General features: G+C 38.5%; 25 protein-coding genes and 2 pseudogenes. 1 reads left to right on the forward strand and 26 read right to left on the reverse strand.

Annotated elements, in window-relative coordinates; all coding sequences use genetic code 11:
* Window positions 1-97: pseudogene (locus CBG10_RS02295) on the forward strand (IS30 family transposase); the annotation flags it as partial.
* Between the two features lie 97 nt (window positions 98-194).
* Here CBG10_RS02295 and CBG10_RS02300 read toward each other — a convergent pair.
* The 26 genes and pseudogenes from CBG10_RS02300 to CBG10_RS11120 all read right to left on the reverse strand — a co-directional run bounded on the left by CBG10_RS02300 (window position 195) and on the right by CBG10_RS11120 (window position 25,444).
* Complete coding sequence (locus tag CBG10_RS02300) at window positions 195-1,631, reverse strand: GH25 family lysozyme (protein ID WP_094511502.1); 1,437 nt, start codon at window positions 1,629-1,631, stop codon at window positions 195-197.
* Window positions 1,624-2,082, reverse strand: a complete 459-nt coding sequence (locus CBG10_RS02305) for a phage holin, LLH family (protein ID WP_094511504.1) — start codon at window positions 2,080-2,082, stop codon at window positions 1,624-1,626. Before CBG10_RS02305 ends, CBG10_RS02300 begins: the two co-directional genes overlap by 8 nt.
* Window positions 2,069-2,338 carry a hypothetical protein gene (locus tag CBG10_RS02310; protein WP_094511506.1) on the reverse strand — a complete coding sequence of 90 codons (270 nt, stop codon included), beginning with the start codon at window positions 2,336-2,338 and terminating at the stop codon, window positions 2,069-2,071. The genes CBG10_RS02305 and CBG10_RS02310 overlap by 14 nt, the downstream gene beginning before the upstream one ends.
* 14 nt (window positions 2,339-2,352) lie before the next feature.
* A complete protein-coding gene (locus tag CBG10_RS02315) occupies window positions 2,353-2,823 on the reverse strand; it encodes a hypothetical protein (protein WP_094511507.1) in 471 nt (156 codons plus the stop codon).
* A 13-nt stretch (window positions 2,824-2,836) separates the two neighbouring features.
* Window positions 2,837-3,022, reverse strand: a complete 186-nt coding sequence (locus CBG10_RS02320; RefSeq protein WP_016497231.1) for a hypothetical protein — start codon at window positions 3,020-3,022, stop codon at window positions 2,837-2,839.
* An 11-nt stretch (window positions 3,023-3,033) separates the two neighbouring features.
* On the reverse strand, window positions 3,034-3,492 hold the full coding sequence (locus CBG10_RS02325; RefSeq protein ID WP_094511509.1) for an alpha-amylase: 459 nt from the start codon (window positions 3,490-3,492) through the stop codon (window positions 3,034-3,036).
* A gap of 12 nt (window positions 3,493-3,504) precedes the next feature.
* Window positions 3,505-3,756 carry a hypothetical protein gene (locus tag CBG10_RS02330; protein ID WP_094509661.1) on the reverse strand — a complete coding sequence of 84 codons (252 nt, stop codon included), beginning with the start codon at window positions 3,754-3,756 and terminating at the stop codon, window positions 3,505-3,507.
* Between the two features lie 13 nt (window positions 3,757-3,769).
* Window positions 3,770-3,937, reverse strand: a complete 168-nt coding sequence (locus tag CBG10_RS11115; RefSeq protein ID WP_179225363.1) for a hypothetical protein — start codon at window positions 3,935-3,937, stop codon at window positions 3,770-3,772.
* Between the two features lie 31 nt (window positions 3,938-3,968).
* On the reverse strand, window positions 3,969-7,865 hold the full coding sequence (locus CBG10_RS02335; protein ID WP_094511510.1) for a hypothetical protein: 3,897 nt from the start codon (window positions 7,863-7,865) through the stop codon (window positions 3,969-3,971).
* A gap of 1 nt (window position 7,866) precedes the next feature.
* Window positions 7,867-10,533, reverse strand: coding sequence for a phage tail protein (locus tag CBG10_RS02340; protein ID WP_094511512.1), 2,667 nt, complete (start codon window positions 10,531-10,533; stop codon window positions 7,867-7,869).
* A 12-nt stretch (window positions 10,534-10,545) separates the two neighbouring features.
* Entirely contained in the window at window positions 10,546-11,421 is an 876-nt protein-coding gene (locus tag CBG10_RS02345) for a phage tail domain-containing protein (RefSeq protein ID WP_094511513.1), read from the reverse strand.
* 15 nt (window positions 11,422-11,436) lie between these two features.
* Window positions 11,437-15,826: pseudogene (locus CBG10_RS02355) on the reverse strand (tape measure protein).
* A gap of 252 nt (window positions 15,827-16,078) precedes the next feature.
* Window positions 16,079-16,435, reverse strand: coding sequence for a phage tail tube assembly chaperone (locus CBG10_RS02360; RefSeq protein WP_094511518.1), 357 nt, complete (start codon window positions 16,433-16,435; stop codon window positions 16,079-16,081).
* Window positions 16,436-16,549: 114 nt separating this feature from the next.
* A complete protein-coding gene (locus CBG10_RS02365) occupies window positions 16,550-17,167 on the reverse strand; it encodes a phage tail protein (RefSeq protein ID WP_094511519.1) in 618 nt (205 codons plus the stop codon).
* Window positions 17,168-17,184: 17 nt separating this feature from the next.
* Window positions 17,185-17,556: a DUF806 family protein gene (locus tag CBG10_RS02370; protein ID WP_094511520.1), complete on the reverse strand. Its 372-nt coding sequence runs from the start codon at window positions 17,554-17,556 to the stop codon at window positions 17,185-17,187.
* Window positions 17,556-17,984, reverse strand: coding sequence for a hypothetical protein (locus CBG10_RS02375; protein ID WP_094511522.1), 429 nt, complete (start codon window positions 17,982-17,984; stop codon window positions 17,556-17,558). Before CBG10_RS02375 ends, CBG10_RS02370 begins: the two co-directional genes overlap by 1 nt.
* Window positions 17,968-18,345, reverse strand: a complete 378-nt coding sequence (locus CBG10_RS02380) for a phage head closure protein (protein ID WP_094511523.1) — start codon at window positions 18,343-18,345, stop codon at window positions 17,968-17,970. The genes CBG10_RS02375 and CBG10_RS02380 overlap by 17 nt, the downstream gene beginning before the upstream one ends.
* A complete protein-coding gene (locus tag CBG10_RS02385; protein ID WP_094511524.1) occupies window positions 18,332-18,685 on the reverse strand; it encodes a head-tail connector protein in 354 nt (117 codons plus the stop codon). The genes CBG10_RS02380 and CBG10_RS02385 overlap by 14 nt, the downstream gene beginning before the upstream one ends.
* A gap of 19 nt (window positions 18,686-18,704) precedes the next feature.
* Window positions 18,705-19,907, reverse strand: a complete 1,203-nt coding sequence (locus CBG10_RS02390; protein ID WP_094511526.1) for a phage major capsid protein — start codon at window positions 19,905-19,907, stop codon at window positions 18,705-18,707.
* Window positions 19,897-20,649 carry a head maturation protease, ClpP-related gene (locus tag CBG10_RS02395; protein ID WP_094511527.1) on the reverse strand — a complete coding sequence of 251 codons (753 nt, stop codon included), beginning with the start codon at window positions 20,647-20,649 and terminating at the stop codon, window positions 19,897-19,899. The genes CBG10_RS02390 and CBG10_RS02395 overlap by 11 nt, the downstream gene beginning before the upstream one ends.
* The gene (locus tag CBG10_RS02400; protein WP_094511529.1) at window positions 20,618-21,811 is read right to left on the reverse strand and encodes a phage portal protein; all 1,194 of its coding nucleotides are present in this window, start codon (window positions 21,809-21,811) and stop codon (window positions 20,618-20,620) included. Before CBG10_RS02400 ends, CBG10_RS02395 begins: the two co-directional genes overlap by 32 nt.
* 16 nt (window positions 21,812-21,827) lie before the next feature.
* Window positions 21,828-22,016 (reverse strand): DUF1056 family protein, encoded by a 189-nt coding sequence (locus CBG10_RS02405; protein ID WP_225361493.1) that lies wholly within the window; start codon window positions 22,014-22,016, stop codon window positions 21,828-21,830.
* Window positions 21,997-23,868, reverse strand: coding sequence for a terminase large subunit (locus CBG10_RS02410; protein WP_094511532.1), 1,872 nt, complete (start codon window positions 23,866-23,868; stop codon window positions 21,997-21,999). The genes CBG10_RS02405 and CBG10_RS02410 overlap by 20 nt, the downstream gene beginning before the upstream one ends.
* Window positions 23,865-24,320, reverse strand: coding sequence for a phage terminase small subunit P27 family (locus CBG10_RS02415; protein ID WP_094511533.1), 456 nt, complete (start codon window positions 24,318-24,320; stop codon window positions 23,865-23,867). The genes CBG10_RS02410 and CBG10_RS02415 overlap by 4 nt, the downstream gene beginning before the upstream one ends.
* A 124-nt stretch (window positions 24,321-24,444) precedes the next feature.
* Window positions 24,445-24,981: an HNH endonuclease gene (locus CBG10_RS02420; protein WP_094511535.1), complete on the reverse strand. Its 537-nt coding sequence runs from the start codon at window positions 24,979-24,981 to the stop codon at window positions 24,445-24,447.
* 292 nt (window positions 24,982-25,273) lie between these two features.
* On the reverse strand, window positions 25,274-25,444 hold the full coding sequence (locus CBG10_RS11120) for a hypothetical protein (protein ID WP_003663929.1): 171 nt from the start codon (window positions 25,442-25,444) through the stop codon (window positions 25,274-25,276).
* Window positions 25,445-25,459: the final 15 nt, after the last annotated feature.

A 25,459-nucleotide genomic window follows, 5' to 3' on the forward strand; every position in this document is an offset into this window, starting at 1 on the left:
ACTGGTTCAAATCAATTGGTATCTGAATTCACGGCCACTTAAATGTCTTAATTGGCATACACCAATCGAGATCTTCTTGCTTAATCTACGTCACTAAATTCGTTCAAGTTATTTCTTGCAATCTGCCTTATACAACAAAAAGTCCTAGCGACTATTGCAGGCATTTCTGCAACTACGCTAGGACTAAATTTATTTTATTTAAATTTCAAACTAATCAAATCATTATCAGCTTTGCTTGCTGAGAACTCATGGACTAATACTTCGGTTTCCGATTTACCATCTAATACTGGAAGTTGTGGTCCCTTAATTGGCTCAAACCAATAGTCAATATGATTGCCTTCACCATGTTCATCATTTGAGAAACGAGCAATTACTTGTAACTGATGGCCGACTAAATCAGAAGAATAATCAAACTGATCACTAAATCCGGATAATTCGCTATCAAAAATATCTGGGTGAGCTTGTTGGACATCGCCACGACTAGTTGGATTATACTCAATTCTTTGTAATTCATGTTGTGCAGCAACATCGTATAGGATCAAGAAACGGTGATTCAATCCTAATGACATATCAGTAGCAAACCACCCGCTAACTTGAAGCTTATTACTAAAGACTACCGTATCAACATTATCAAGATTAGCGGCACTCTTTGTTAAGTCTAACACTGATACATAATCGACAAAGTTTCCGTTACCTGCTGGATCATCTGTATAGCGGAAAATCAAATGTAACTTTTTACCTTTAATCTGATTTGAATAATCAAAGCTAGTACTAAAACCAGAGTTAGCACCATTAGGAATATCTGGATAAACCTTTGGAACATCTGGCCGACTAGTAATATTAACTTGAGTACGACCAAACTCTTGACTCCCCTGTTCATTCGTTAAAATGGCAAATGCATATGGCTTACCTTGCGCTTGAGCAGCTGCAAACCAGCCATTAACTACTAGCTTATTTCCATCGAAGCGTACTGAATCCAGATTTCCACCGCTTGTAACTTTTTCTTCCATTGTAAACACTCCTGTAAAATCTACACTAATATCAATCTGTTCGCCCCAGGCATTGCTACTGAATTGCCAAGCATCAGTATGAGTGCTAATTGCTGGGAAGTACTCATAATCTGGCTGAGTAACTCCTGCCATTGTTGGATAAGATGCAATCCAAAGTTTGGCACCTGTTGCCTTATAGATGGCCTCGTAATCCCATAAGTCACGCATTCCCGAATATGAATAGAACACTGGAATAAAACCAGCTTGTTTAACAGCATTACAGAAAATGATTGCTGCTAAAGTGTTTGCTGATTGGTAGCCTGCACGTTCTTCATAATCAAGGACTAATGCACTACCATGTTCAAGTCCCATCGTATTAGCTGTAACAATAGCCGTATTGGCTTCTAAGCGTGCTCGATTACCGTCACCAATAAAGCGACTAAAGTGATAACTGCTAACTTTAAGGCCGACACGTTTAGCTGCCGCGATCTGTCCGGCACCATATTGGTTACGCCAATAAGTGCTTTCAGATAATTTAATAATTGCGCCACGGACCCCACGAGCTTTCCATTTTTCCCAGAAGCTATAGTAAGTAGCTTGTGGTTGATATGCGGAAACATCAATTACTAGTGATCTAGTCATTATTAATCACACCCGTCTTAATTTGTCCGGCTGAAATATCCTCAATCTTATCTGTTGGAATAGTTGCATTAGTAACCGTTACACCAGTTTTAATCTGGTCAGATTGGGGATTGGTCGGCGTTAAATCACTCTTCTCATAAGCTGATTGAATAGCATGTTCAACGGTTGTTTGGCTTACATTAAATCCTTTATCAGCCAGTGTGCCGCCAACAATCTTAGTCGCTTCCTTGAATTTGTCGTGACCAGTTAAAGCTTGATTACTTACTAAACTTGTGACAGTCGTATCAGCAAGCTTTTCAAGAACATCTAATACTTCTTTTTCTTGAAGCGTTTTTGCATGAAGTTTTTTAACCTCTAAAACCGGTTTGAGGTATTTCCAAGCAAAAATAAAAAGCACCGTTGCAGTGCCCGAAGAAATAAACCAATATACAATATCATTAATCATTTTCATGACGATGTTCCTCCTCTAAGGTGTTTAACCGTTCTTCATGTGACGCTAACTTAATATCATGCTTTGCTAATTTATCAAGAATTTCTCTTATTCCACGATCACGTTCTTTATTATCAGTGTTCATTTGGTTAATGGTTTGGCGTAATTCTTTAATGGCGGTTTCTAATGGACCAGTTAGGCCAAACTTCAACACACCCCAGAGAACTAACCCAATACTTAAAATGCTGGCAGCATCTTCAATTGTCAAATGTATCAAATTATCACCACCTCTTAGTTAGTTGTGAGGTAATGATTGTAGTAACTGACTAATGTATTAGCTGGATATTTTCCTGAGTGAACTTCAATATCAACATCAGTTCCTGAATGGTGAACATAAGTGCCTTCAATATTAGTTGCATACCACGTTTCAATATTCTGATCAGGATTAATAATATTAGGTAGTTTGATTGCATGAGCTAAGCCACCTGTAACGTCTTTATTTAAAGCAAACATTAATCGTAGCTCTACTAACTTAAACCCGCCTAAATCAGCAATTCGATAGCAACAGTTCCAACCATTGTTAACGTGGTCCCAATCGTAGGCCCCATTAACAAATTGTATGCCGTCGCGCTGCTGACCAGTTAAAGTTGGCAACTGATTAGTTGTAACTAAATTATTTGGCTTGCCATTAATAATTGACCAATCAGTAGCTACAAGTAAATCATTACCATCTTTATCTTTAATATATACTTTATTTGCCATTAAACTTTACCTCCTAACGATTGACTTTTCGCTGTAATTCCCAAATCTGTTTCTGCAGATCATCTACAATATCCGCCATTTGACTGCGGTAATCATCAAAATCAACAACCGAATTTAGATCAGTTTCCGGAAATACTTGGTGTTTGCGCTTCTTCTCATCTTTTTGAAAGAGTTTTACTCTCGTTGGCAAGAACCCCATCCTATCGCCTCCTAAGCTGTTTGTGTTTGCAGATCATCAATAAAACATTCAGCATACCCCAATTGCGGAATTGAAGTATTAACAGAACCGATTAATCGATAAGACAAGCTAGTACTGTTTTGTGACAAGTCAAGGATTTTCAAGTTAGCCCAAGAAGTCGTTCGATCTCCATAGTGCTGGGTATCTATTTCTGCTTCAACCGAATTAACTTCAATTGCATCAAGGTGCTGTTTTAACGTTGGATACGTGTGCCCCAAGACATCTACCCTTGCATCTATAATCTCACTCGGCTGAGGAGTCTTATTAATCTGTGCTGCCCAACGAACTTCCCAAGCATCAGTAATACCTTTTAAGTATGAACTAACGTAATTTCGTAGCACAGCCCAATTATGGTTCTTCTGCTCGTAGGCTTGTGAGTTTTGGAAAGGGCTCGGTTCGTCCCATATATCTATTCGTGGAAAGCCAGTCATCGACTATCCCTCCTATTGTTGTGTTGAATTTGATTCTGGTTGGATATACTCCATCCACTTCTTCTTAGCTAATTCTGTGATCTGCTTATTTGAAAAGTCATCAAAAGTCTTACCGTCGCCAAGCATATCTTTAGTGACTTTGATGGTAGCCATTGCTGTTTCTCCCTGGTCATTTAGACCATTAAAGCCAACCATTGCATCTGTAGTATTACCTTGTGAGTCGAAGTCGTAGCTAAGACGATTACGATAAACATTCATTGACATAGTGATCTACCTCCTACTTATTTTCTTTTTTGGCATTCTTTTTATCTGCAGTTAATTCATTAATTTTATTTTGTAGTTTCTTAACCTGTAGGCGTAAAACTGTGTTATCAAATTCTAATTGACTGTTCTTCGCACGGTATTCTGTGATAACATCATTTGCTTCAACTTTTAAATTATCCATAATAAAATTCCTCCTAAATAAAAAGCCACGATTAACTCGTAGCTGCCATGTGATTTAATTTATCATTAACATTTTGTAAGCGTATTTGCTCATAACCTTTACGTTTAGCTTTAATTTCCCAACTAAATTTGAGGTTAGGTTGATCTGATTTTACAATAAAGCGATTATGTTCACGTTGATCGACCCAGATATTACCTGGTCCATAAGCAGTAATAAATACATGATAAGAAATAGTTGTATTAACGGTTTCGTTAAATAACTTTTCAATTCCTATATAAGCAATACCATCAGTGCTCGTTTGTCCTTCACCAATGTCGCCAAAATAATATTCGGCCGTTTCATAAGCATTAATGGTAACAGGCCCTTGGCTTGTCTTGACGATAGCATTCTTACTTTGGTCAACCCCTAGCCACTTACGGACATGGAGATTATCAACTTGGAGATTGCCAAGCGTGTGGGTCATGCCATCATTGAAACCATCGTCAATATATCTTCCTTGAAGTTTAATTGGGCCTGCTCCAGCAACCTGAATTTCGTTACCATCATCACCGCCACCAACATAGAAGCCAACCTTATTATCTTTTTGAATAGAAAATTTCGAATTACTATTTCCATCATTAAGATAGACGGTAAATCCTTGGTTACGAGTAAGGACTGTATATTCTTTGTTGCCAACCCATTGTGCAATTTCGCTATCACCAGGTCCGCCACCAAAAGCTGATCCATAAATGTCATCAGGATTATACTTTCCTTTTGAATCAATAACAATCTTAGGGTGTCCACTATTACCCGAATTATTTGTGATAGAGCCATCTTTGTTAACTGTAGCTCCACCCCAAGTCGTTAATTGAATATTCTTCTCATCAGCAATGTTTAATCCATTAGCAGAATTTAGGTAGGTATCGTTTCCAACAAGAGACATACTACCCTTACGCACCCAATAAATATTATCTTTTGAGGTTTGGAAATAGCGATCATTAGCACCAGTTTTAACAACTACCCCGTTCAAAGTACCACTAGTAATATTATCGGCGCTAAAATTCTTTACATTGAATTTAGCTGCATCTAGCGTTCCAGTCGTAATTTTATCTGCATTAATATTAGTAATATATGCACTAGGGATAAATGCTTTTGAATTTGGACTCATGACAAATGAATCAGCATCAAAGTAAATCTTGTTAGATTGAATTAAAGTATGACCAGCCGCAATATTAATTTGACTAAGGAGATCGCCACTTTTAACTCTCAAATTAATATCACTGCGTAATTGTGTAATCTCAGACTCTTCTGCACCAGTTGACCACCCAGTCCAATACGTACCAAACCAGCGACGAAATGCATGTTTGGTGCCACTATCCTGGTAAACATCTTGCCGAATTCTGTCGTTAGCATTACCAGTCACATCTACATAAACCCAACCACCAAGCGGGTTACCAGTTAGATTGTGGACAAAGTAGTGGCCGGTTGTCTTCATGTTATCAATATTAGCGTTATCCAAAGTCTGCACATTGACTTGATTATTCAAACGATTAAAGTCACTTTGACTAACTTTGGTTTGTACTACTCCTGCAAGCTGAGTATATTGGGACTGATCAACCTTATTTTTAACTGCTGACTGTAAACCGTCAATTGAGGCTGTGACAGATTGAAGTTGGCTAACGCTAGCATTGTCAGATGGAGCTTGTGAATATGGAGTAGCAATAGATCCTCGCTCTATTTTGATATTCTTGACATAAAAGTCATTATTACCATTATCAGGATTAGGATAAATAATCCAAGTTCCGCTAAGTTGACTGACATGAACAGTAGTTTTAATTCTTTGCCAATTATTATTAAGAGTAATACTGCCCATAGAAGACCTGTCAGCACCTTCGTATTTGAACAGGTTTCCATTTATAGTTCCTTTACCTTTAATATCTGCTGAAAAAGTATATGTCTCTCCAACCTCTGGAATAAATCGTCCTTTGTCATAACCTATATAAAAACCTGACTTTGAACCGACAGCGTGAATCATTTTTGTATGATCATCATAATTTTCAATAGTAATTCGGGGGCCATTTGAACCAATTGGCAATGAACAATCAGCAGTTCCACCTTGCAAATTAATTCCACCGCCAGATTCATCAATTTTAGAATCAAGTTTGGTGATACTTTCATTAAGCGTCCCGGCTTTTTGATCTATTAATGATTGAACGGTGCTTTGCGTAGCGAATCCTTTTCCATTAATAATGTCATTAACTTTAGATTCGGTAACCATACTCTTTAACTGATCACTAAAGAGATTAATTGAAGCGGAATGAGAATTGACAGTGCCTTTTAGGTTATTTACCTCCGTTGCATCAGCCTTTAATTTGATCGCTTTGCTGTTCTCATCAATGGCCGTTGTGTTTTTGCTAATTGCGGCGATAGTATCATCGGGATTAGCTAACCATGTACCGATATAATTTCCAACAACAGCAAAAGGTAAAGCTATATAAATATTACCTTTATTACTTTGACAGCCCCAAAGATAAAAAGCATGGTTACGTGCATCACGTTGACCAGTAAATTTGTAAGTTTTCCATTCAGTAGATAAAGCTTGGTCAGTAAAGCCTCCTCCACCCCATAATTCAGTATGGAGTTTATCACCAGCATTATCTGCTTTAGCACAAACAGCCCATGAAATTGGCTGATTATTATAGGGGCCATCTAAATTTGCATCTAAAGCATTACCTCCTGAACCAGTATTTTTTAGAACAGCAATATTACCGTTTAAATATTTAGTCGAAGAAACACTAACTGAATCTCCTTTATGCCAGCCTTCAAATGTGTCTGAATGGTGAAGGAGATTACGAGTACCAATTTTCATCCCATTAACTTTATCCCTCAATGTCTGATATTCAGAGGACGAAACTTTTTGGCTAATTTGACCAGCCATTGTCTTTTGCTCTGCTGACAGTTGACTAATTAAATTATTAGCTTGGTCAACAACTGACTTATCAGCCTTTTGTAGTAACTGGTCTTTTGTTTGCTGGAGAATGGTTTCTGTCGATGTAATCTGATTACTAAATTTTTTGTTATCCCCTTCAATTGCAGTAACTCTGGTAGTTAAACCATTAACGGACAATTCTGCTTTTGCGGCTGCACTTGAAGCATTCGTCGCTTCAACAGTTGCACTGGTAGCTGTTTGGGTGGCAAGTACAGCATTATTCTTTGCATCTTGCGCTAATGCAGTTGCTGAATCTGCCGTTTGTTTTGCAACTGTAGCATTATTTTTAGCGTCTTTAGCAATTGATTCAACTTGACCGTTAGCAATCTTCAACTCATTGATTGCATCTGATGAGCTTTTTGATTGGACACTAACTGCTTCATTAGTCTTAATAATCGCAGCACTATTAGTTTGAACATCAACTTTGAGATTAGCAACGTCACTAGCAGCACTCGCAACATCTGCCTTCACAGAGGAAACATTATTAGCAACGTCTGCAACCTGATTTCTAATTACAGCTGCTTCACTGCTGGCATTTTCCTTTATAAATTGTGCTTTGCTTGCCGCATCATCAGCCGCTGCTTTGGCTTCACTAATGGCTGAACTCTGAGCAACAAGCGCGTCACTATTTACCTTAGATGCACTAACAGCCGAATCAGCATATTTGACCGCTGAATCGGCTGTATTTTTCGCTTCAACAATTCTCTTTTGTGCTTCAACAACTTTCTTATTAACTTTGTGCATATCCTCCTTCATATTAGCTTGGTCATTAGTATCATTAACATTAATCCATTCACCGTCAACCATGACCATTGTTTGAACCAATTTGTCATGATTACTAATTTTATGAGGGACAACAGCATTTTCATGATTTCCAATCACCGCTGAGGAAGCATCAGTTGATGAAGTATCTGTTGAATTATTTTTCGTTTCGTCTGAGAGCTGATTATTTTCTGCCATTCTATGTCTCACCTCCTATCGTTAAATCTTTATCAGCATTATTTGAAGAAGTAGTTTGATCAACAATCGGTTTTACCCAAATTGCACCATTTTTAACTGCTTGATTAGCCGATGGATCGTGCTGCCCATAAAATACTTGTGGGATTCGATCAAACATAGCATTTGCTAATTGCTCAAGTTTAGTTAATGACGTTTGTGAGTGTAACAATGTTGCCGGCAAGTTCTGATAAATATTATCAGTTCCTTGTGAAGGATTGTATGGATACCAGGTATAGCCAACTAAAGTAACTTTAGTGTTATAAGCATGCTGAGTATCAGTCTCGCCTAGCAAAGTTCGATCATCTACTTCTGGAATTGTTAAATATACTTGTTCACCCGGAATTGGCATTTCATTAGTGTTCAAAACAATTTCAATTGATACAGATGGCTCCAACACTAACTGCGTACGTGCATATTCTCGCATAGCGTTAGCATCCTTAAATCTGTCATCTTGCAATATTGATGAAGCGGGGTGTAATCCCCATTCATCCTTTGAATGCTCATCCGTTAAAGTAAACGGCTGAAAGTAATAATGAGTTTGTGTGGAATCAGTATCTGGTGTATATGTTCCACCATTATAATTGGCAACTAATTTAATAGTTTCGGTTGGGGCCATTTCGACTTTTTTAGTACTAATCTTGGCCTGCATTTCATCATTACGGCCATACCAATCAGGTGGGAAACTATCGATAGTAGCTGTCTTACAACTCTGTCCCGGCTCTGGCTCATAAATCTGCGTGTTTTTATCTAAAATCAAGCAAATGTGGTGAGTACTACCATGTGGGCCATAAAAGCCAACATCACCTGGTTTAATTTCTGATCGTAGAATTTCTCGAAAGTTATTCTCCATAGCGACGGTATATGCTGGGATTTCAATTCCAAAATCGTGATAAACCTGTGACACATATCCCGAACAATCCATTCCTGCAAATGGGTTAGCCTTATTGTGACCACCCCATACATACGGAACACCCAAATATTTCTTAGCGTCAGCTTGAAATGCCGCAGTATTATCTTGTCCGCTTTCAATTGGAACAGAACCATCTTCGACTACCACTCCACCGCTACTAGTCGCTTCTGTTGAACTACTAGCAGTTGAATCATCAGTTGAATACGAACCACCAACACATGTGATCTGATTAACAATAACTGTACTGTCTTCAATCAGCTTCATATTGGTTGAATCGTGATTATATACAACTCGCCTTTGATAATTTCTTAAAAACTGGTCAGATGAATATACATCTACTCGTTTTCCTAAAGGTTTAACAATTGTTCCAGGCCACGTTGAAATAATCTTACTAATCATATCTTTTCCGGAACATCCACCTAGATTTTCAATTTGCTGTTTTGAAAAGTCTCCAAACACATGATATGAAAAGCCAAATGGATTAGCAGTTTCGTCGTTTAAAAAGAAATCTAGTACTTCGTCAATAGAATAAGTTAGTGTACCACTGCGTACATTCTTCTGAAAGACCCGACCAATTTCACTATTAACATATTGCATAGCCGTGACGGTATACAGCGAAGTTCCAGTCCGATCTTGTTCAATATTCTTAATGATATATAGGTCGTTGTTAAACTCGATAGTTGATTCATTAGCAATTAAGGCAAAAGATGGTGACCCATCATTATATGCCACGAATTGTAACTGGTTGGTCTGATTATTCTCATATTGAACTTGGAAAGATGATTTAAGAAAACATGTTAACGGTACCGGCTTAGTAGTATGAATCCCTTGAATTGTGATTTGAGGATTAAACTTTGGTGCATGGTTAAACTCAGCTGGAACCTGAGCAGTGATTTTATCATTAACAAAAATAGACCCGTGCCGCATTTTAAATGTTGCTCGAGTCTTTTCTGTATCAGCCCAGTTAAACATATCATCAATAGTAGATGAGCGGAATACGAGTCCATTCCCCTCAGTTTGATCTGCAAATAGCCGGACACTATTACCATCAATAAACATATTAGGTCCTTCAATCCAGCCAGCAATACCACTACTATGATTACTATACTTTTGAGGCGTAGGTGCAAAGTTAACCGGAAATTTCTGATAAGGTCCAAGATAATTATTCGAGCTAAATATATAGTTACCGCCAATTGTCAGATAGTAGACTCCATCTATTAAGCAGATGTCTGGGTCAATCCGGTAACTATTATCAATTGCTCCATTATCAAACGTAATATCTTGTCCCTCGTTTGTAATCTTGTTAGTTTGCGGATCAAAGTCAGCAATGTAGTCATTTAGGATTCCTGAATTAGCATCCCCTGCACAATAAACAATATGATACTTCCCGTCTAAATCCTTAAATATTTCCGGCGCCCACACATTCTTATAGTTCTTGTCGTCCTTCAAATAATCAAGCTTTTCAAAACTATAAAAGTCGGTAGTCACATATAAAGCGCCTGTGCCGATGATGTAGTACCGATCCTCTATCTTGATCATGTATCCATCACGCAGACCATTTAGCTGTTCAAGGCGTGATATAGTCTCCCAACTGACTAAATTATCTGAATAAGCCATAATTGGCGTTGCCTGCCAAGGCTCCTTTTCTGTGGGGTGTGATTCAAAGCCAAAGTATACATAACGATGTTGTTCTAGTGCTTCTAAAACAGATACTGTCATCTGACACACCTCCTAATTAAGATAAACAAAGCGAAAATGAAATCTTATATCTACTTTGTTATAGCCATATATCTTAAATTCATTCCATCCGGGAGCCAGCCTCATCCAAGCTAAATTAGTAGAATCAGTACATAATTCACCATTGCAATAACAATACATATCATCCCAAACTAATTGATCATTTGGTTGCAAACTATTAACGTAGACTATCTCGTCACCTGTGGTTTGATTAACCATGTCAAATTTCCCAGTCTGCCCTGTGACAATTATTTTAAGACCATACCGTTGCGCTGGATCAATCGTAATATCACTAGCATTCCAAATCTTAAAATGATGTTCATTAACAAAGTGGTATTTTAAATCAATCCCATTAGGCAAGTTCATCCCATACTGCCATAGGTTTTGATCGTAATTCATCAAGTCATCGCTATAAGGCAAAGACCACTTAACACCAGAAGGATTATCAAAAGGAATTGAAAATTGTACGACATGACTACGGTCTTCAGGATTTTTAATCGTAAAGTTACCAGCACGTACAAATTTAACAATACCTGGTTCTGCATCACTGCGAATACGATAGAGTCCTTTTTGCATGAAGAATTGAGCAATTTCATGCTTTTTCATCTTGTAATCATACCAGTCACCATAAGTTAAATAGAAACGTGCATTGATTACATTTTTTCCAACTTGTGATGTTGAATAAACAGAACCATCAACACCCGTATCGGTAGTATATGTTGTTGTTAATATTGGATCTGAATCATCATCAAGAAAATGGAGTCCTGATGTAATAGTTTCTGCATCTATTTCATCCCCATTAGGTGGCTTGATAAAAAGCTTTGGGTAGTTATATTGATAACCAACAATATTCAAGTCTTTACCCGACACACATAATCACTCCTTTTAAATCCCTGTTAACGATTGTGCTTGAGCTAAATTAATATCACGTTGCGTTCGTCGATAACGAGCAGTTGGATTATTAGCTGAATCAGTCACACCGATTAAGCGTTCGATTGCATTAATCAATGCTGCATTCTGTGCTAAGACAGTATCAAATTTCTTTTCAACTTTTGACAGATCAACAAGAGTAGTTTTATTGTTGTTAGTCGTTTGCTCACCAGAATAGTAATTAACTACTTGACGCAATAGCTGCCAAGCTCGTGTTGACTTCATAGTGTCTAGCGGAATAGCCATTTCTGGTCCAGCTTCCCCAAAGATGGATGGAGTAGTTGCAATACCACCATTAGCATAGCCATGTCCGTGACCGATAACAGATAACATACCGCTTGCACCATACTTAGCTTTAGCATAGGCAATACCAGCAAGCAAATTGTCATATCCATTAAATATGTTTCCATGGCCAGGAAATTTGTAGGCATTGAAAGTGGCTGAAATTGTTTGAACTAACCCTTTGGCTAAATCTCCAGTAGCGTTATTGATATCACCAATATTTCCTTGGACTGCTTTGGGGTTACCTCCTGATTCTGTCTGAATCTGTTTTAGCCATGCATTGACGTACGCCTCACTATCAGGCAAACCATTTTTCCTTAATGCCTTTTTAACAACCGGAGCCCAATTGCCATTTTTAGGAGTATCTGAGCCTAAATCATCCAATTGCTTTTTCATCCATTCTTTTAAATGTTCGGCATAAAATCCAGGTAAATTAAGTTTCAAACCACCATTAAGCGAATCAGTACTCTTAGGGGTTACATTAGCGACAAAGTGAGTGAAAAGTGATTTACCAAAACCAACAACATTCTTTAAGGCATCTTCTGCAATATCTTCAAGTTCCTTAGCTCCATTCCATAGACCACTAAAGAAATCGCCAATTGCACCATTTGCATGAGGAATTGGCATTTGCATCATCGTAGCCAACTGATGAGAACGCTCACCGTCAAGAACTTCATCCCCCTTTTGTAGAGGAAAAAGCATATTACGTTTAGCCGGTAACATGAAGGTTTCAAAGGATCCAGTTAACGCCATCTTTAATCCCGTTGATTAAGGATTCAAATGGTTTAGCTAGATTATTCAACACGTTTTTAAACTGGTTAAAGATATGCCCACCTGAATTAGTAACAACTTCCGCAATTCCTTTTAAGCGATTATGCCAAGCGTCGTGCATTCTCCCTAAACCGTTGTCAGTTAGATCATTCAATTTAGAATGCATATCCGAAAATTTATTAGTTGCGTCCCCGCGTAAATTATCAGCAATGTTACTAATCTTTCCACGAGTATCGCTCCAAATATTAGCCATGTCACCACGCCAACCAGATGTATTAGATTTAATATCTGAATATCCTCGTTGGAAATGGTTCTTAGCATCATTCATTACTTGCTGAGCTCTTTGACCTACAGCAACCTTCATTCGGTTAAATTCATTATTAATGTTATCCGTACCATTTCTAGTCGAATTACGCAGATCATTCCAGCCTTTAGTAAAGGCTTGCCTTGAACGATTCCAAAGTTGCGTGTTAAATACAGCAATCCTTGTAGACATTCTTCTGTGCTGTTGAATCTGTTGTTGAACCCCTTGACGCGTTAATCGATTGTTTAGATTCCATCCTTGAAGCCATGATCGGCTCAATCTAGACCACATTTGTTGAGCAGCACGTTGATTACGTTGTGCCATTTGATTGTGAAGCCTAATTTCTCGTTGGCTTGACTGCTGAGAAGTACGATTAATATTATTCCAACCGCGCTTAGCAGATTGTGCCATTCTATTGATATGCTTACCAGCAGAAGTAGCCATATTACCAAACCAACGGCCAACTTTACTGGCCATTGATTTTGCAGCATCGGCAATTCCATCAACAAATTTACGGAATTTAGCCGAGTGCTGATAAAGTAATTGAAATCCTTGAATAACTAGCATAATTGCTCCAGCGGGTCCACCGATGAGGCTTAATCCAGTTGAAGCAATTTTTGCTGAGGTCCCGATTAATGTAAATGAAGTTCTTGAGAGAGTGGCTGCTGTTTGAGACGTGGTACCAACACGTGCAATGCTAGTAACAGCCTGTGCAGTATTAGCAGTAGCACGAACGTTAATTGCTCTAGGAACACGTTGAACTTGCCTCTGAACTGCACCTAAATTTCTATTAGCTTGGGTAGTAGAAGCAGATACCACTGTGCGCTTCGTTTTAGGGATTCGTTCTAAGCGATTACTGTAGGATTGTAAATCACGTGTTGATTGTGCTCCATCAACTTGTATCTTAGTAATTTTTCTGTTAGGAATACTTTTAATCTTTTGACCAAATGTCCCGATTACTCTACTTACCGTCTTAATAGTTTCTAGTCCCTTAATGCCAGCTTGAAGAGTTTTAACTGCTCTTGAAGCTAGAAGAAAGCTTGTAATTAAAGCAGCACTAGTTTTAGGAAATTTCGCCATTGTATCAAGGACTGGAAGCATAACTTTTGATAAGTCCATAAAAACAGATGCAAAAATCTTAGCTTGTGCTGCCGAACCAGTCTTAAAAGCACTAAAGAAATTGGCAATTTGAGTATGGTGACTTGAAACAATATCCCCAAACTTTTGTACACCAGCGGTTAAACCACGAATAGCGTTATCCATCAATTTGGTTGCACTAACATTAGTGCCTCCGAACGCACTAATAATCTGATTCATGGAGCGGGCCATTTGATTCCCAAGTTTAGTAAACTCAGCGTCTGTAGATTTATCATTAACCCAGTTTCGCACAGATTTAAGGAAAGGATTACTGATATTCATAAATGGTTTGGTGATATCTCCAACTAGTTGAGGTGTCCTAGACTGGATTGTCCGGAAAACCCCAAAATATGAATTCATCATATTTTCGGCAGCTTCCTTATACTTTCCATTCCCTAACTGCTCAAAAACTTCTTGTAAATCTTTTGCGCTAATCTTACCAGCAGATGCCATTTGACGCATCCCAGCAACAGTTGTATTAAAGTGTTTGGCCATTGCTTCATCAATCATTGGGAAATATGAACCGATTTGGTTTAACTCTCCCTGAGTAATCTTACCTGTTGCCATTCCATGAACCATATCTTGTTCGACGGCTTTAATTTGATCACCATTTAGCCCAACTGCATCAGCCATATTAAGCAATGAACTTGTCATTCCATCAGCTTGCTTTTTACTAGAATTCAAGTGATAGAACCCTTGCTCAAGTTCATTAACAATATCAACATTCTGACCAGTAGCCTTTGACATATTGTTAATAGAGTCAACTAATGGACCAGCCTTTTTAGCAGAACCAGTAAGAGTAGTCCAAGTGGCTACCATCTTATTTTGTTCAATATTATAATCAATACCTGCTTTAGTTAAGTCTCCAACTCTTGCTTGAACAGATCCTAAAGCACCAGTAAACATATTAGCTGCTGCCGTTGCACCAAAAATTCGGCCAAAGGAGGTTGATACTCGATCTGCCTTGCCTTGAATATTATCTAAACGAGCAGATACTCCAGCTAACCACCCATGGGGCGTTTTACTCATTGTCTCGTTTAATTCATTAAGTTTTGAACGAGTTTCTTGAATTTTAGTTCCTAATTCCTCTACCCGAGTTGCTTGTCTCATATAGGCTTCAGATGTTTCACCGGATCTTGCTTTAGTACTTGCTAATAATTCTGCTTCTCGCGATTGAATCTGACGTAGACTATCAAGCTTGGCACGTAATCCGTTTACTTCAACACCCATTGCTTGGTAACTATTACCTTCTGAGCGGAGACGTTCAGCGGTAGCCGTAGCTAATGCAGCCTGTGTCCGCATTGAAGCAGTTAAGCGAATTACACCACTGTTTTCAACATCAATCTGTTGAGCAGCTCTTTGTTGTTGAGCTTCTAGGCTAGCTAGCTTTGCTTTAGCACGGTCAACCTGCTGGCCGTATCTAAGGAATTGTTCAGCAGATTTAACTGTACCAGTGTCTAACCCATTTAATTGCTCTTTAGTCTTTGCGATTTGCTCAGCAAGCTCTTTAGAACGTGCCTCTCCTTTAGCAGTTGAAGTATCAAGTTTATCCATTTCTGAACGATATTGGTTAAGTTTAGACCGTAGTTCCATGTATTGCTCTGCGGTCTTTTTATCAATATTGTTCATTTCTGACTGCTTACGTTCTAAGGCTTCAATCTTTTCTCGTTGAGCGCTAATAGCATTACCCAAACCTTCATATTTAGCTTTAGCCGCCCCAACGTAGTCACCCGCTGAACGTAAAGCAGCAGTTTGAGCTTTCCATGCCTGAGTATGGCTGTTAACTAAAGTGGTTAAATTTTTAACGGCACTACTTGCCTCAACCATATCAAGAGCAACCTTTGTCGCCATCACATTACTAACTTTAGCCACGCTTTACGCCTCCTTTCCTTTTTGTTTGAGCCATTCGAATTCCAGCAATTGCTGCTAATGGATCCGCCGGCCGTTCTTTATGTTCTTTAGCCTTCATAATTTCGTTATACCGGTAGTAGTCAGCATTATCGAAAGTTTCAATACTCCAACCAAACTGTTCAATGGCGTACTTAGCATTTAGGTCAAAATCTTCTATTTGATTTTGTAACTCCCATTCATGCTTTTTCCAATTTACTTTTTTGGGCTTTCACGGACCCGCTTCTTTTCTTCAGCAATTTGTTTATCGGTTTGGCCCATTAGCCGTTGACACACATAATCAACAACATCAACGGTAGCATCCTTACCTTCTTCGTTAACTTCACTGTCTAAACGATCGATCTCCTTGTCTTTCAGATTTAAGACGACTTTTAAGAACTTATCTGCTTCATCCATTGCCTTAATTTGAAGATCAAAAATTTGTTCAGCAGTTTTTCCTTTAACATTGTTCATTGACGCAAAAAACTTCTGCATAACAAGAACACGACGCATATTCTTATGGGAAGTTGGAATATTAAACTTCCGCTTTAGTTGTTTAACATAGATTTGCATAACATTTTTCCTTTCTAATAGCCGCCCATATTAAAAGCGTACGATTGCGCTTAATTTTGAACGCTTTCGTACACTTATTTATGTATTGTGATTTTCAACGGCGACTTAAAATAATTATTTCTGTGCAGGTTGTGGAGTAGTTGCACTATAGTCTGGGAACAATTCCTCAAACATTGTTTGTTCATCTTTCCAATCCGAATCAACAGTACTGTAAATTCGGTACATATCATTAATATTTGGATCATCAACTGCTGCAAAGGAAAGAGCATCTGTTACTGGTGTCTTCTTGGAATCACTATCAGAATCCAGCTTCTTATCACCCATTAAGAAGTTACCTGATGGGAAGCAGAAGTAAACAAACGCATCTGAAACCAACGATGGTGCTTTAACAATTAAAGCCGTAGTTGGCTTATTATCTTTCATTTGCCAACCTCCACCTTGTTTTTCCATCCCTACGATCTTAGCTAAAACATCCATAGATAAACTATTGACCGTAAGCGAACAAGTTGGGTTAAGCGGATCGGCATATGAGAATTGGATAGAGTTATTACCCGAAATCTTTTCAAGCTTAGAACCATCTAGGCCCTTTAATTCAGCACTAGCTACCCCAAGGACTGAATGATCTAATTCTAGTAAGCCATTTTGTGATAAACCTGTATCACCCTTGGCCAGGGTTTTACCATCTTGGCTTTTAACCGCAATCCATGCAGTGGAAATACCATGTAATAGCATTAATTATTCCTTCTTTCTTAATTTTCAACTTCAAAAAACACAAAATAAAATGTCGCAGTTAATTGCTGAGTTTCCGAGTCAACTGTATGGCCACGATCATCAACCATCGACCACCCATTTTGAATAAATAAATGTTTTAACTTAGTTTCAAACTCGTCAGGGTCATCCCCATCAAGTTTGTAATAAATTTGAATTTCAACTTCTTTGTTCTGGGCATGAAAATCATCATTACCAGGCAATGCTAGATCAGAACGAACATCAGTAATTAATGCAACAGATCGAGTTGAATCATCAACTTCTTCTGCTGGAAGATTATTCGTATATACTTCGTCCAGCACACTATCTTTCATGCCCATAAGTAAACTTTGAGCACGTAAAACAGCAAGCATTAATCCTCATCCCCTTTCTGATCAAGAAATCGTTGATATGCTTCTGACTGTGCTTCTAACACCGCGTTAGAAACGTTGCTATCCTGGATTAGATTAGTAACAAAATGATCAGCAGTATATCCTTTATAGCCATCATTCAAGCGCATCATATTCATCGCATGGTAACGATTATCCCATCCAACAGTAACAGCGCCATTATGATCACCATCTACATCAGAATTCATAACAGCAATATGATCAGCTGCGTGGCCGTACTTCTTATCATCGTGATTTGAGTAGTGCTTTTGCCGAGTAATTTGTGTCAATTTCTCTTCAAAAACTTTACCACCTTCTGCAGTAATCTTTTCTTGATCTTTTGGCATTAAATCAATACTGATTGCTTTGACTTTTTTAAGCCAATTCTCAAGGAATTCATCCATTTCTGCCATTAGCGCCACCGCCACCTTTCATATGTTTTTCTAAGGTAAGCAAGTCATAAGAAAGGTAGTTGTCGTTATTAGCTGAAATGTTTGTAATGGTATAGAGAATGCCATCTGCTAATTTCACTAACATTGGCTCTTTAACTTTGTTATTGTGGCGAATGGCAATGATGGTTGAATGCTCTAAAGTTAAACCTGTTGCACCATATCTTTGTGAAATGCTCAAATTAACTTTGGCATAGTGGAGAGTAAATTCATCAACAAAGCTAGAGACATTAACACCCATCTTATTCTGATGACTTTTAATAGAACCAAATTGAGCTTTATGACGCATACGATAAAGAGGATAACGATAACTACTTCTTGCCATTATCGTCATCCCCTTTTTCAGTAAAAGTATTATATAAGCCACGTAATTGACCAATAATGCTATTTACAGTTAAATCAACCGTATATGTTTGTACGTCAGACAAAGCTAATCTATTTTGGTAGTAAGTTCCCGCTAATGACATAACAGCAATATCAACTAACGACACTACTCGTGAATCATCATAAAAGCCGTTAACGTCTTCACCAATCGCATTATGGATAAATGAGGTTGCCGCTTTGACGTATGAGTTTAGTAACTGATCATCGCTATCGTCATCAAGATAGAGCATTTCACGTACTCGTGGTACCAGCTTATCAAGGCTGGATGTTTCATCACTCATGATGATCACTCACTTTCAATTAGGCAGTCTTACCAGAATCTTCTGGAGTGGTTGCTTGCTGGTTGGCAACTGTCTTAAAGGAACCAACTGCCATAGCGCCCGTATCAGTTGCTTGAACATCGAAACGATCAATAACCCGAACTTTATAAGTATTAGTTTCATATGCTCCACCACCAATGTTTGTGGCCAAGATTTGCATATCTTGACGGTCGAAAAGGGTAATAGCTTGCTTGAAGTCCCCAAAGTACAGTGGGTGCGAACCGTTAATGTCTTGCAACCACTTATCAGCGACTCGAACAACTACCTTACCATTAAGGAGGTAGCGGTCAGATTGTGTTGGGTCAGGTTGAATTAAGTAACGGCCTTCTGCATCTTTTACCTTTGACAAGACATTATAACCAGATTGATTAGTTAAGAAAATAGAGGTATTTTCAATTAATGGATCAAGGGTGTTATTAGATAAATCCTTAATGTCATCAAACTTCGTAATTGTTGGCTTCTTAGGTGCTTTGTTCATTACATCAATAATTGCAAGGTTACGAGTCAGAGCGTCTTTCTTGGCAATTTGAGTGGTTAAGTATGATAATAAGTTTTCTGCAGTATCGTTAAGCAAATCATTAGTTAATGTATATAGAGCACCGTAATCACTAATAAGATACTTAATGATATGCAACTTAGCTACATCAGCACCAGGGATTGTTGCCCCCTCGTCCATTTTGACCATTGGTTTAATGTCATTCTCATTCTCATACACACGAGAACCACGGTTAGTTGAAACATGTTCAACATTTACATAGTTTTGCAAGGTAGCAAATGAACGAATAAGAGCATGAATCGCCGTTTGAATATCTTGCGGAATAGTTAAGCCAAAGCCACCGTTCCCATTATCGTCAATCATGGCATCAGAAGAAATAGCGTCAAAACGGCCGTGAAGCATTGCCTTAACATCATTGACAAACTTATTCTTAAGATTATTTTCTTCCTTGCTCAAGAGCTTCTTATTATCATTGCTCATCCGAAGAGCTTCGGCAGCCCGTGCTTCATCGAGTTGCCCCTTAATAGCATCACGTTGAGCAGACAGGTTGTCACGCTTAGCCTTTAGTTCTGCAAACTTATCCTTGGCAAAATTATCATCAAGAACTGCCGCATTTAGCTTGGCGTTTAAGTCTGATACTGCTTGACCCTTTGCAATCCAAGCATCATTAAGTTGATTAATATTCATGATGGTTATCATCCTTTCCAAATAAAATAGCCAACTTCTGATCTCTTAGACTAGGAGCTGACTTTTCTTCATTATCTTTAATTTGATTCTTGATTGCTGGCGTAGGCTTCTCTGAATCTTTGAACTCAGCAATCATTGTCATAAATTTTTTAACCGCGTCTTTTTTAGGAAGTGTGTGGCCAAGAGAATTAGCAATTTGTAGTTGCTTGTCATCCTGGAACATAATCTTATCAGCAAAGCCCTTGTCTACGGCATCCTGTGCTGTCATCCAGGTTTCATTTTGCATCATCTGGAGGATATCATTACGATCAATCCCCGTTTTATCTACATAAGCATTAACAAGGGAACTATCAATTGAAGCTAATACCTGTGACTCATGATTATGATCATCAGCATTCCCCTCTTGATATGACCAGGCTTTATGAATCATCATCTGAGCGGTTGGAGACATACTAACAGTATTTCCGGCCATTGCGATTACACTAGCAGCAGATGCGGCAATCCCCATAATATTAACTGTTACATCTCCTGCATAATTTCGAAGCATGGAATAAATCTCACTACCGGCAAACACATCCCCACCGCCAGAGTTAATAATTACCTCTACCGGGTCTGTATTACCATTATTTAAGATTTCATCAATTGCCGCTGGTGAAGTAGCATCCATGCCAAACCATTGATAAAACCTAGCCGTATTATTATCCACAATGTCACCTGTGATTTTCACTGTCTTCATTGTCATCTTCTTCACCTCCCTTCAATTGATTATCAGAACCAACTGGTTGCAGTTGAGTAGTTGCTTTTTCTTTTTCAGGCATATCATCTGGTAGGTATCCGACTTGTTGCAATAACCAAGCTGCTTGATTAGCACCAAGTGTCCCGTTCTTCTGTAAGTTAGCAATTGTAGAAGCATACTCATCACCTAATGGATCAATTGCAGACCGCAAGTCCAAAGTGATGTTGGCATTAAGCTTATTATTTAATTCTCCGGTGATTGCTTTAGCATACCGAGATAATGATTTAACGTAAGCATTACCCATCATCTGAATAGATGATTGCTGGTCCCCTTGTCCGTTGATGATAGAGTCTGAAACACCATAGACCTTAGCAATTTGAGCAGAAGTCCACGTTACTTGGTTTAGTAGTTGAGCCACATTCGACTTAACTTCTAGCGGCGTGTACTCTTCTAAGTCATCTAATACAATTGGCCCATTGTCAGAAGCAGTAGTCTGTTTCATAAATTGCCGAGAGCGAGAAGCCTTCTCCTCATCGCTAAGTAAACCACCGTGCTGAATACGTAAAACCCCTGGTGCAATGATAGAACGTCCAAGTGCGCTTAATGTCAGCTTATTGGACTGATCCTTAATCTGTAACTCATTAGCCAACGCTGACAAGGGACTAATTCCTGTTTTACCACCATTTTGTGACAACAAACGGATATGGATGAGGTTTGATTGCGGCACAGACTCCATAACACCAACTTCTGGTTCATCAAAATTGATGTTGTAAATCAGCCCGGATCCGTCCTCTAGTAAAAAAGGAGTAACTTGCGAAGGTCGCAGGTACTCCCATGTCATGTCGATTCCATTTTGATTGCGCCAACGATAAGCAAAACACTCGCCGCCTAAAAGTAATTGCGCATACATTGATTGCCAAAATGCATGTGCATTACTTGTCTGAGTCGGGCTCCGTAGAATACCCTGGGCACGTGGCATATTTGCCAATAACTTACCGTTAGCAAGATCAGCGCTTAGTTGAAACACAATGGAATAGATATCAGAATTCCGGAGCGCGGTTCTAGCATCAACATACTTATTAGCCCCATCTACATTAAGAAAATGCAGAATATCAGTATCGTCACTAATTGCCAAGCCTGGGCTAACTTTCTGATTAAATAACGGCAATAGCATTCACCTCCTTTCATTGAAGGTTAGCTATCTTCTCCGATAGATAACCAATAATGACCAAGCTAACCGCAATACTAAAAATTCCAGCAGTAAAACTTAACAAGAAACATCCCCACACAGCGAAAATGATTGCTGCTAAAAAACATAAAACATCAAAATACTTCCAAATAAGCTTAAAAAAATCAGTTATCAAGTAAACCACTATCCTTATTTTCAAACCATGCTTTAACCTGTTCGGCTGTCATCCGGTCAACCTGCTTTGACTTATCGTTAGCAATTCCAAAGTCCTCAAAGTGATACATCCCCTGATATAACGCATCAATAATTGCATCGACCACATCAATTTTAAGTGTTGCCTTAGCCTTATCGACCTGAATACCAATTTTATCTTCGTAAATTTCAGCATTAATCAAGGCTTTCTCCATGATCTTGTCGTTTAATCGACTACAATTACCTTCAACAAATAATTTCTGCAAGAACTTTGTTGGATTTTTTAATTCACTTGTTCGTTGCCGAATAGTCTCTAGTGGATAATCAGTATTAATATCCATTTGCTTAATAGCATTTGTTGCACCCCAAGCATCATAGCCAAAGAAAATTACATTTAGATTATTCTCTTCAACATAGGTCAATAACCAGTTATAAACTTGATCATCATTAATCAGTCCTTGTGGGTGACTGGTAATTGTACAGTAGCCTTTCCTAGCTAATTCACGATATTCAATTCCATCTTGCTTTTCCTTAGCTTGAATTGAGCCGGCTTTTTCCCAAGGAATGAAACTATGTTGCTCAATGTGCCATTTCTGATTACCATTCTCATCTTGGTAAGGATAGACAAAAGCAATTGCAGTATTATCGCTAAACATTGAGTAGTCAAAACCGATATAAACGTCACGACCACGAATATCAAAACTAGGAATAATTGCTCGTTCAATGTCTGACAGCTTCAAATAGCTATTGGTGGCTTCTTGTAGCCAAAGATTAAGGTTCTTGTTCTGAAAGTCGTCAACTGTCCCCGCAAGCATATCAGCATCACGTTTATCACGAAGACCATCTAATAGAACATCATGCTGACTAGGCAAACCCAGCAAAGGGTTAGACTTAATCCATGCATCCTCTTTAAAAGTCTCGTCTAAACTATCCTGCGCCCAAATAAGGCCAAGAGTTCGATCGGCTTCTCGGCTAAAATCCTGTTCCATCGCCTGCTGAATCATTTTCTGCTCATCATGAAACGGAACCGAGGGATCTGGATAAGAAGTTGAGATTTCAATATATTGATGGTTAGGAACCTTAACTTGTCCGGAAACAATCTTTTTAGTTCCTTCCCGAGTCTTAATATTCCCCACCTCATCAAAAACCGCTGTCGTAAAGTGATAAGAGTCATACTTACCAGCATTAAACGATAGCGGTCTAAGATTGTTATTGAATTTTCGCATTGAGATTCCAGTATGTTCATGAATAACCAGATCATCTTCTTCAGCAAGTTTCTTAAAAACTGGTTGCTGATCAATAATACTTTTAAGCATATTAGCAATGTATCCATATAGTTTACCGGTTTGATCATAGTTTTCGGCAGTTACCAGAAAATCTTGGTTAGATAATCCCATCGATTCAATTAAGAATGAGTAAGACATGTAAATAGCCATTAGGTAAGATTTACCTTGACCACGAGCCACAGATAAAACTACCCGTGTAAATCGCTTTGTTCCTAAGCTATCACGCCAGCCGAATAGCATTGCAAAGATAAACTTTTGCCAATCCATTAGCTTTGTTGGCTTACCTGTATCAACATTAGGAGCAATAGCAGCGAACTTTAAGATCTTATCGACCTCATTAACATCATAGTAAAACTCAAATTCTTCATTCTCTACTCGTTGTAAATCCCGAAGGTGCCGAAAACAAGCTAGCTTCATCAAGTAACCAGTCATTACTTTTTCATTAAGAACATTAAAGGCATATTCAGTGGCTGGGTCAGCATATTTTTTACGAATACCATTAAAATCAATACTGTGATATGCACCAAGCACATCATGACTCTGCGTTAAATCAATCATACAAGTCCTGCCTCCTTAAGCTGTTCTGCCATTGACTTCTCTTTCTTATGACTAGCAATCTGCATTAATTCTTGTCGACTCTTTGGTGATAAGCCGAGTTGAATACCAATTGAATTAAGCTGATTAATCGCATCTTTCATTGTTGCTACTGCCGGATTCTTACGAAAACCTACAAAGTCTTTACCGATAATTTTTCCGGTTGAATCTTGCAATGAATGAAATATCTTCACTTGAATTCCATTTTCGTTAATATCTTGATATGCATTGCGATAAATCTCATAGTTAGCACAATATTGTTCAACAAGTCCAACATCAATTCGCTGAACTCGTCCCGTGCTTTCTAAAAAGGGCACGATTTTACGCCAACACGAGCTCGCTAGAGTGCCCAAATAATGCGGTGGTTTAGGCGGCAAATGCCCGTTATTCTGCTGATAATAGACCTTTTTCACCACAATTTGAGCCTCCTTTCATTCCTTTTAGCCCCCCTGGGGTAAAAAACTCAAAAATACCGTCTGCGTAAAAAACAATGACATTGTGTGCCGCTCTCTTCTAAGCTACCCTACCGGGGGGATGTTTTTATTTCTGGTGCATTAAGATTACTATCCGGTGGATATCGTGGATTTCAGTGACATCCTTTTTGGCTATGTTTTGAGCAGTTCCATAATAATATTGTTCCCACTGTGTTTTTAATCGGTGACACTCTCGACAGATAGTCGCCAGGTTCCCTTGATCAGCTCTAATAGTACTGTCATAAGCTATAGGAACTATATGATCCACAGTCTTACTGTTTGGTGTCAGCTTACCATAAGCTTTGCAATACTGACATAAGTAGTGATCACGATTAAGTGTTGCTTGTCTTAAATCAACCCACTGCTTACTCCGATAGAACTTATACTGTTCACTTCTATTATCATTACGATTACGAGTAACTATATTATAGTGATGGTTATAGTGTCGCTCTTTATGTTGGTACTGTTCTCTATGCTTACGTGCCCACCGTTGACGATTGGCTAAGTACTCTGCCTCATGCTCAAAGTGTTGAGTACAATAGTGATTAGGGAACTGTACCATTGCATGACAATCGGGTTGTCTACATCTTCTATATCTTGGCATTGATAGCATCCCCCTTTTTACTATGTATGGATTATAAAGATCTTTGTTGCAGTAGAGGCGCTTGACTCGCAAGAGGCAAGCGCCTCCTTGGGGTCGGCTTACTTCTTGACCTCAATTAAAATAAGTAATAAGATTAGTAGAGTAAAGTTTAATGAATTCATGGGAATCACCTCCTCACAATTTACTTGGGAGGTGATTCCCATTTTTTGTTGCCTAGCCGACCCCAAATAGTTTTATGGGGATGTTTATACATTGAGGGCAAAATAAAAGACGGTAGCCAGTCGCTATCGCCTTAATCATTTAATCTTTTATGTATTAGTTCGTCTAATTCTTTCAAGTCGTCGTCAGTAGCCAAATCACGGATAAACTTACGAGCGTATGAACGGTAACGATATATCCGGTTCTTATCCTTGTTCTTATCGTCCCACTTTTTCTTGGCCCTTTGTTGTGCTTCACTAACCATAACATCGACCTTCTA

The sequence above is a fragment of the Limosilactobacillus reuteri genome (genome assembly GCF_002254085.1).
Lineage (GTDB): Bacteria > Bacillota > Bacilli > Lactobacillales > Lactobacillaceae > Limosilactobacillus > Limosilactobacillus reuteri_K.

What these genes read in the sequence shown, in the direction of transcription:
- CBG10_RS02300 (WP_094511502.1), bottom strand. Translation starts at nt 1,631, where the DNA reads ATGACTAGATCACTAGTAATTGATGTTTCCGCATATCAACCACAAGCT.
- CBG10_RS02305 (WP_094511504.1), bottom strand. Translation starts at nt 2,082, where the DNA reads ATGAAAATGATTAATGATATTGTATATTGGTTTATTTCTTCGGGCACT.
- CBG10_RS02315 (WP_094511507.1), bottom strand. Translation starts at nt 2,823, where the DNA reads ATGGCAAATAAAGTATATATTAAAGATAAAGATGGTAATGATTTACTT.
- CBG10_RS02320 (WP_016497231.1), bottom strand. Translation starts at nt 3,022, where the DNA reads ATGGGGTTCTTGCCAACGAGAGTAAAACTCTTTCAAAAAGATGAGAAG.
- CBG10_RS02325 (WP_094511509.1), bottom strand. Translation starts at nt 3,492, where the DNA reads ATGACTGGCTTTCCACGAATAGATATATGGGACGAACCGAGCCCTTTC.
- CBG10_RS02330 (WP_094509661.1), bottom strand. Translation starts at nt 3,756, where the DNA reads ATGTCAATGAATGTTTATCGTAATCGTCTTAGCTACGACTTCGACTCA.
- CBG10_RS11115 (WP_179225363.1), bottom strand. Translation starts at nt 3,937, where the DNA reads ATGGATAATTTAAAAGTTGAAGCAAATGATGTTATCACAGAATACCGT.
- CBG10_RS02335 (WP_094511510.1), bottom strand. Translation starts at nt 7,865, where the DNA reads ATGGCAGAAAATAATCAGCTCTCAGACGAAACGAAAAATAATTCAACA.
- CBG10_RS02340 (WP_094511512.1), bottom strand. Translation starts at nt 10,533, where the DNA reads ATGACAGTATCTGTTTTAGAAGCACTAGAACAACATCGTTATGTATAC.
- CBG10_RS02360 (WP_094511518.1), bottom strand. Translation starts at nt 16,435, where the DNA reads ATGCAAATCTATGTTAAACAACTAAAGCGGAAGTTTAATATTCCAACT.
- CBG10_RS02365 (WP_094511519.1), bottom strand. Translation starts at nt 17,167, where the DNA reads ATGCTATTACATGGTATTTCCACTGCATGGATTGCGGTTAAAAGCCAA.
- CBG10_RS02370 (WP_094511520.1), bottom strand. Translation starts at nt 17,556, where the DNA reads ATGCTTGCTGTTTTACGTGCTCAAAGTTTACTTATGGGCATGAAAGAT.
- CBG10_RS02375 (WP_094511522.1), bottom strand. Translation starts at nt 17,984, where the DNA reads ATGGCAGAAATGGATGAATTCCTTGAGAATTGGCTTAAAAAAGTCAAA.
- CBG10_RS02380 (WP_094511523.1), bottom strand. Translation starts at nt 18,345, where the DNA reads ATGGCAAGAAGTAGTTATCGTTATCCTCTTTATCGTATGCGTCATAAA.
- CBG10_RS02385 (WP_094511524.1), bottom strand. Translation starts at nt 18,685, where the DNA reads ATGAGTGATGAAACATCCAGCCTTGATAAGCTGGTACCACGAGTACGT.
- CBG10_RS02390 (WP_094511526.1), bottom strand. Translation starts at nt 19,907, where the DNA reads ATGAATATTAATCAACTTAATGATGCTTGGATTGCAAAGGGTCAAGCA.
- CBG10_RS02395 (WP_094511527.1), bottom strand. Translation starts at nt 20,649, where the DNA reads ATGACAATGAAGACAGTGAAAATCACAGGTGACATTGTGGATAATAAT.
- CBG10_RS02410 (WP_094511532.1), bottom strand. Translation starts at nt 23,868, where the DNA reads ATGATTGATTTAACGCAGAGTCATGATGTGCTTGGTGCATATCACAGT.
- CBG10_RS02420 (WP_094511535.1), bottom strand. Translation starts at nt 24,981, where the DNA reads ATGCCAAGATATAGAAGATGTAGACAACCCGATTGTCATGCAATGGTA.
- CBG10_RS11120 (WP_003663929.1), bottom strand. Translation starts at nt 25,444, where the DNA reads ATGGTTAGTGAAGCACAACAAAGGGCCAAGAAAAAGTGGGACGATAAG.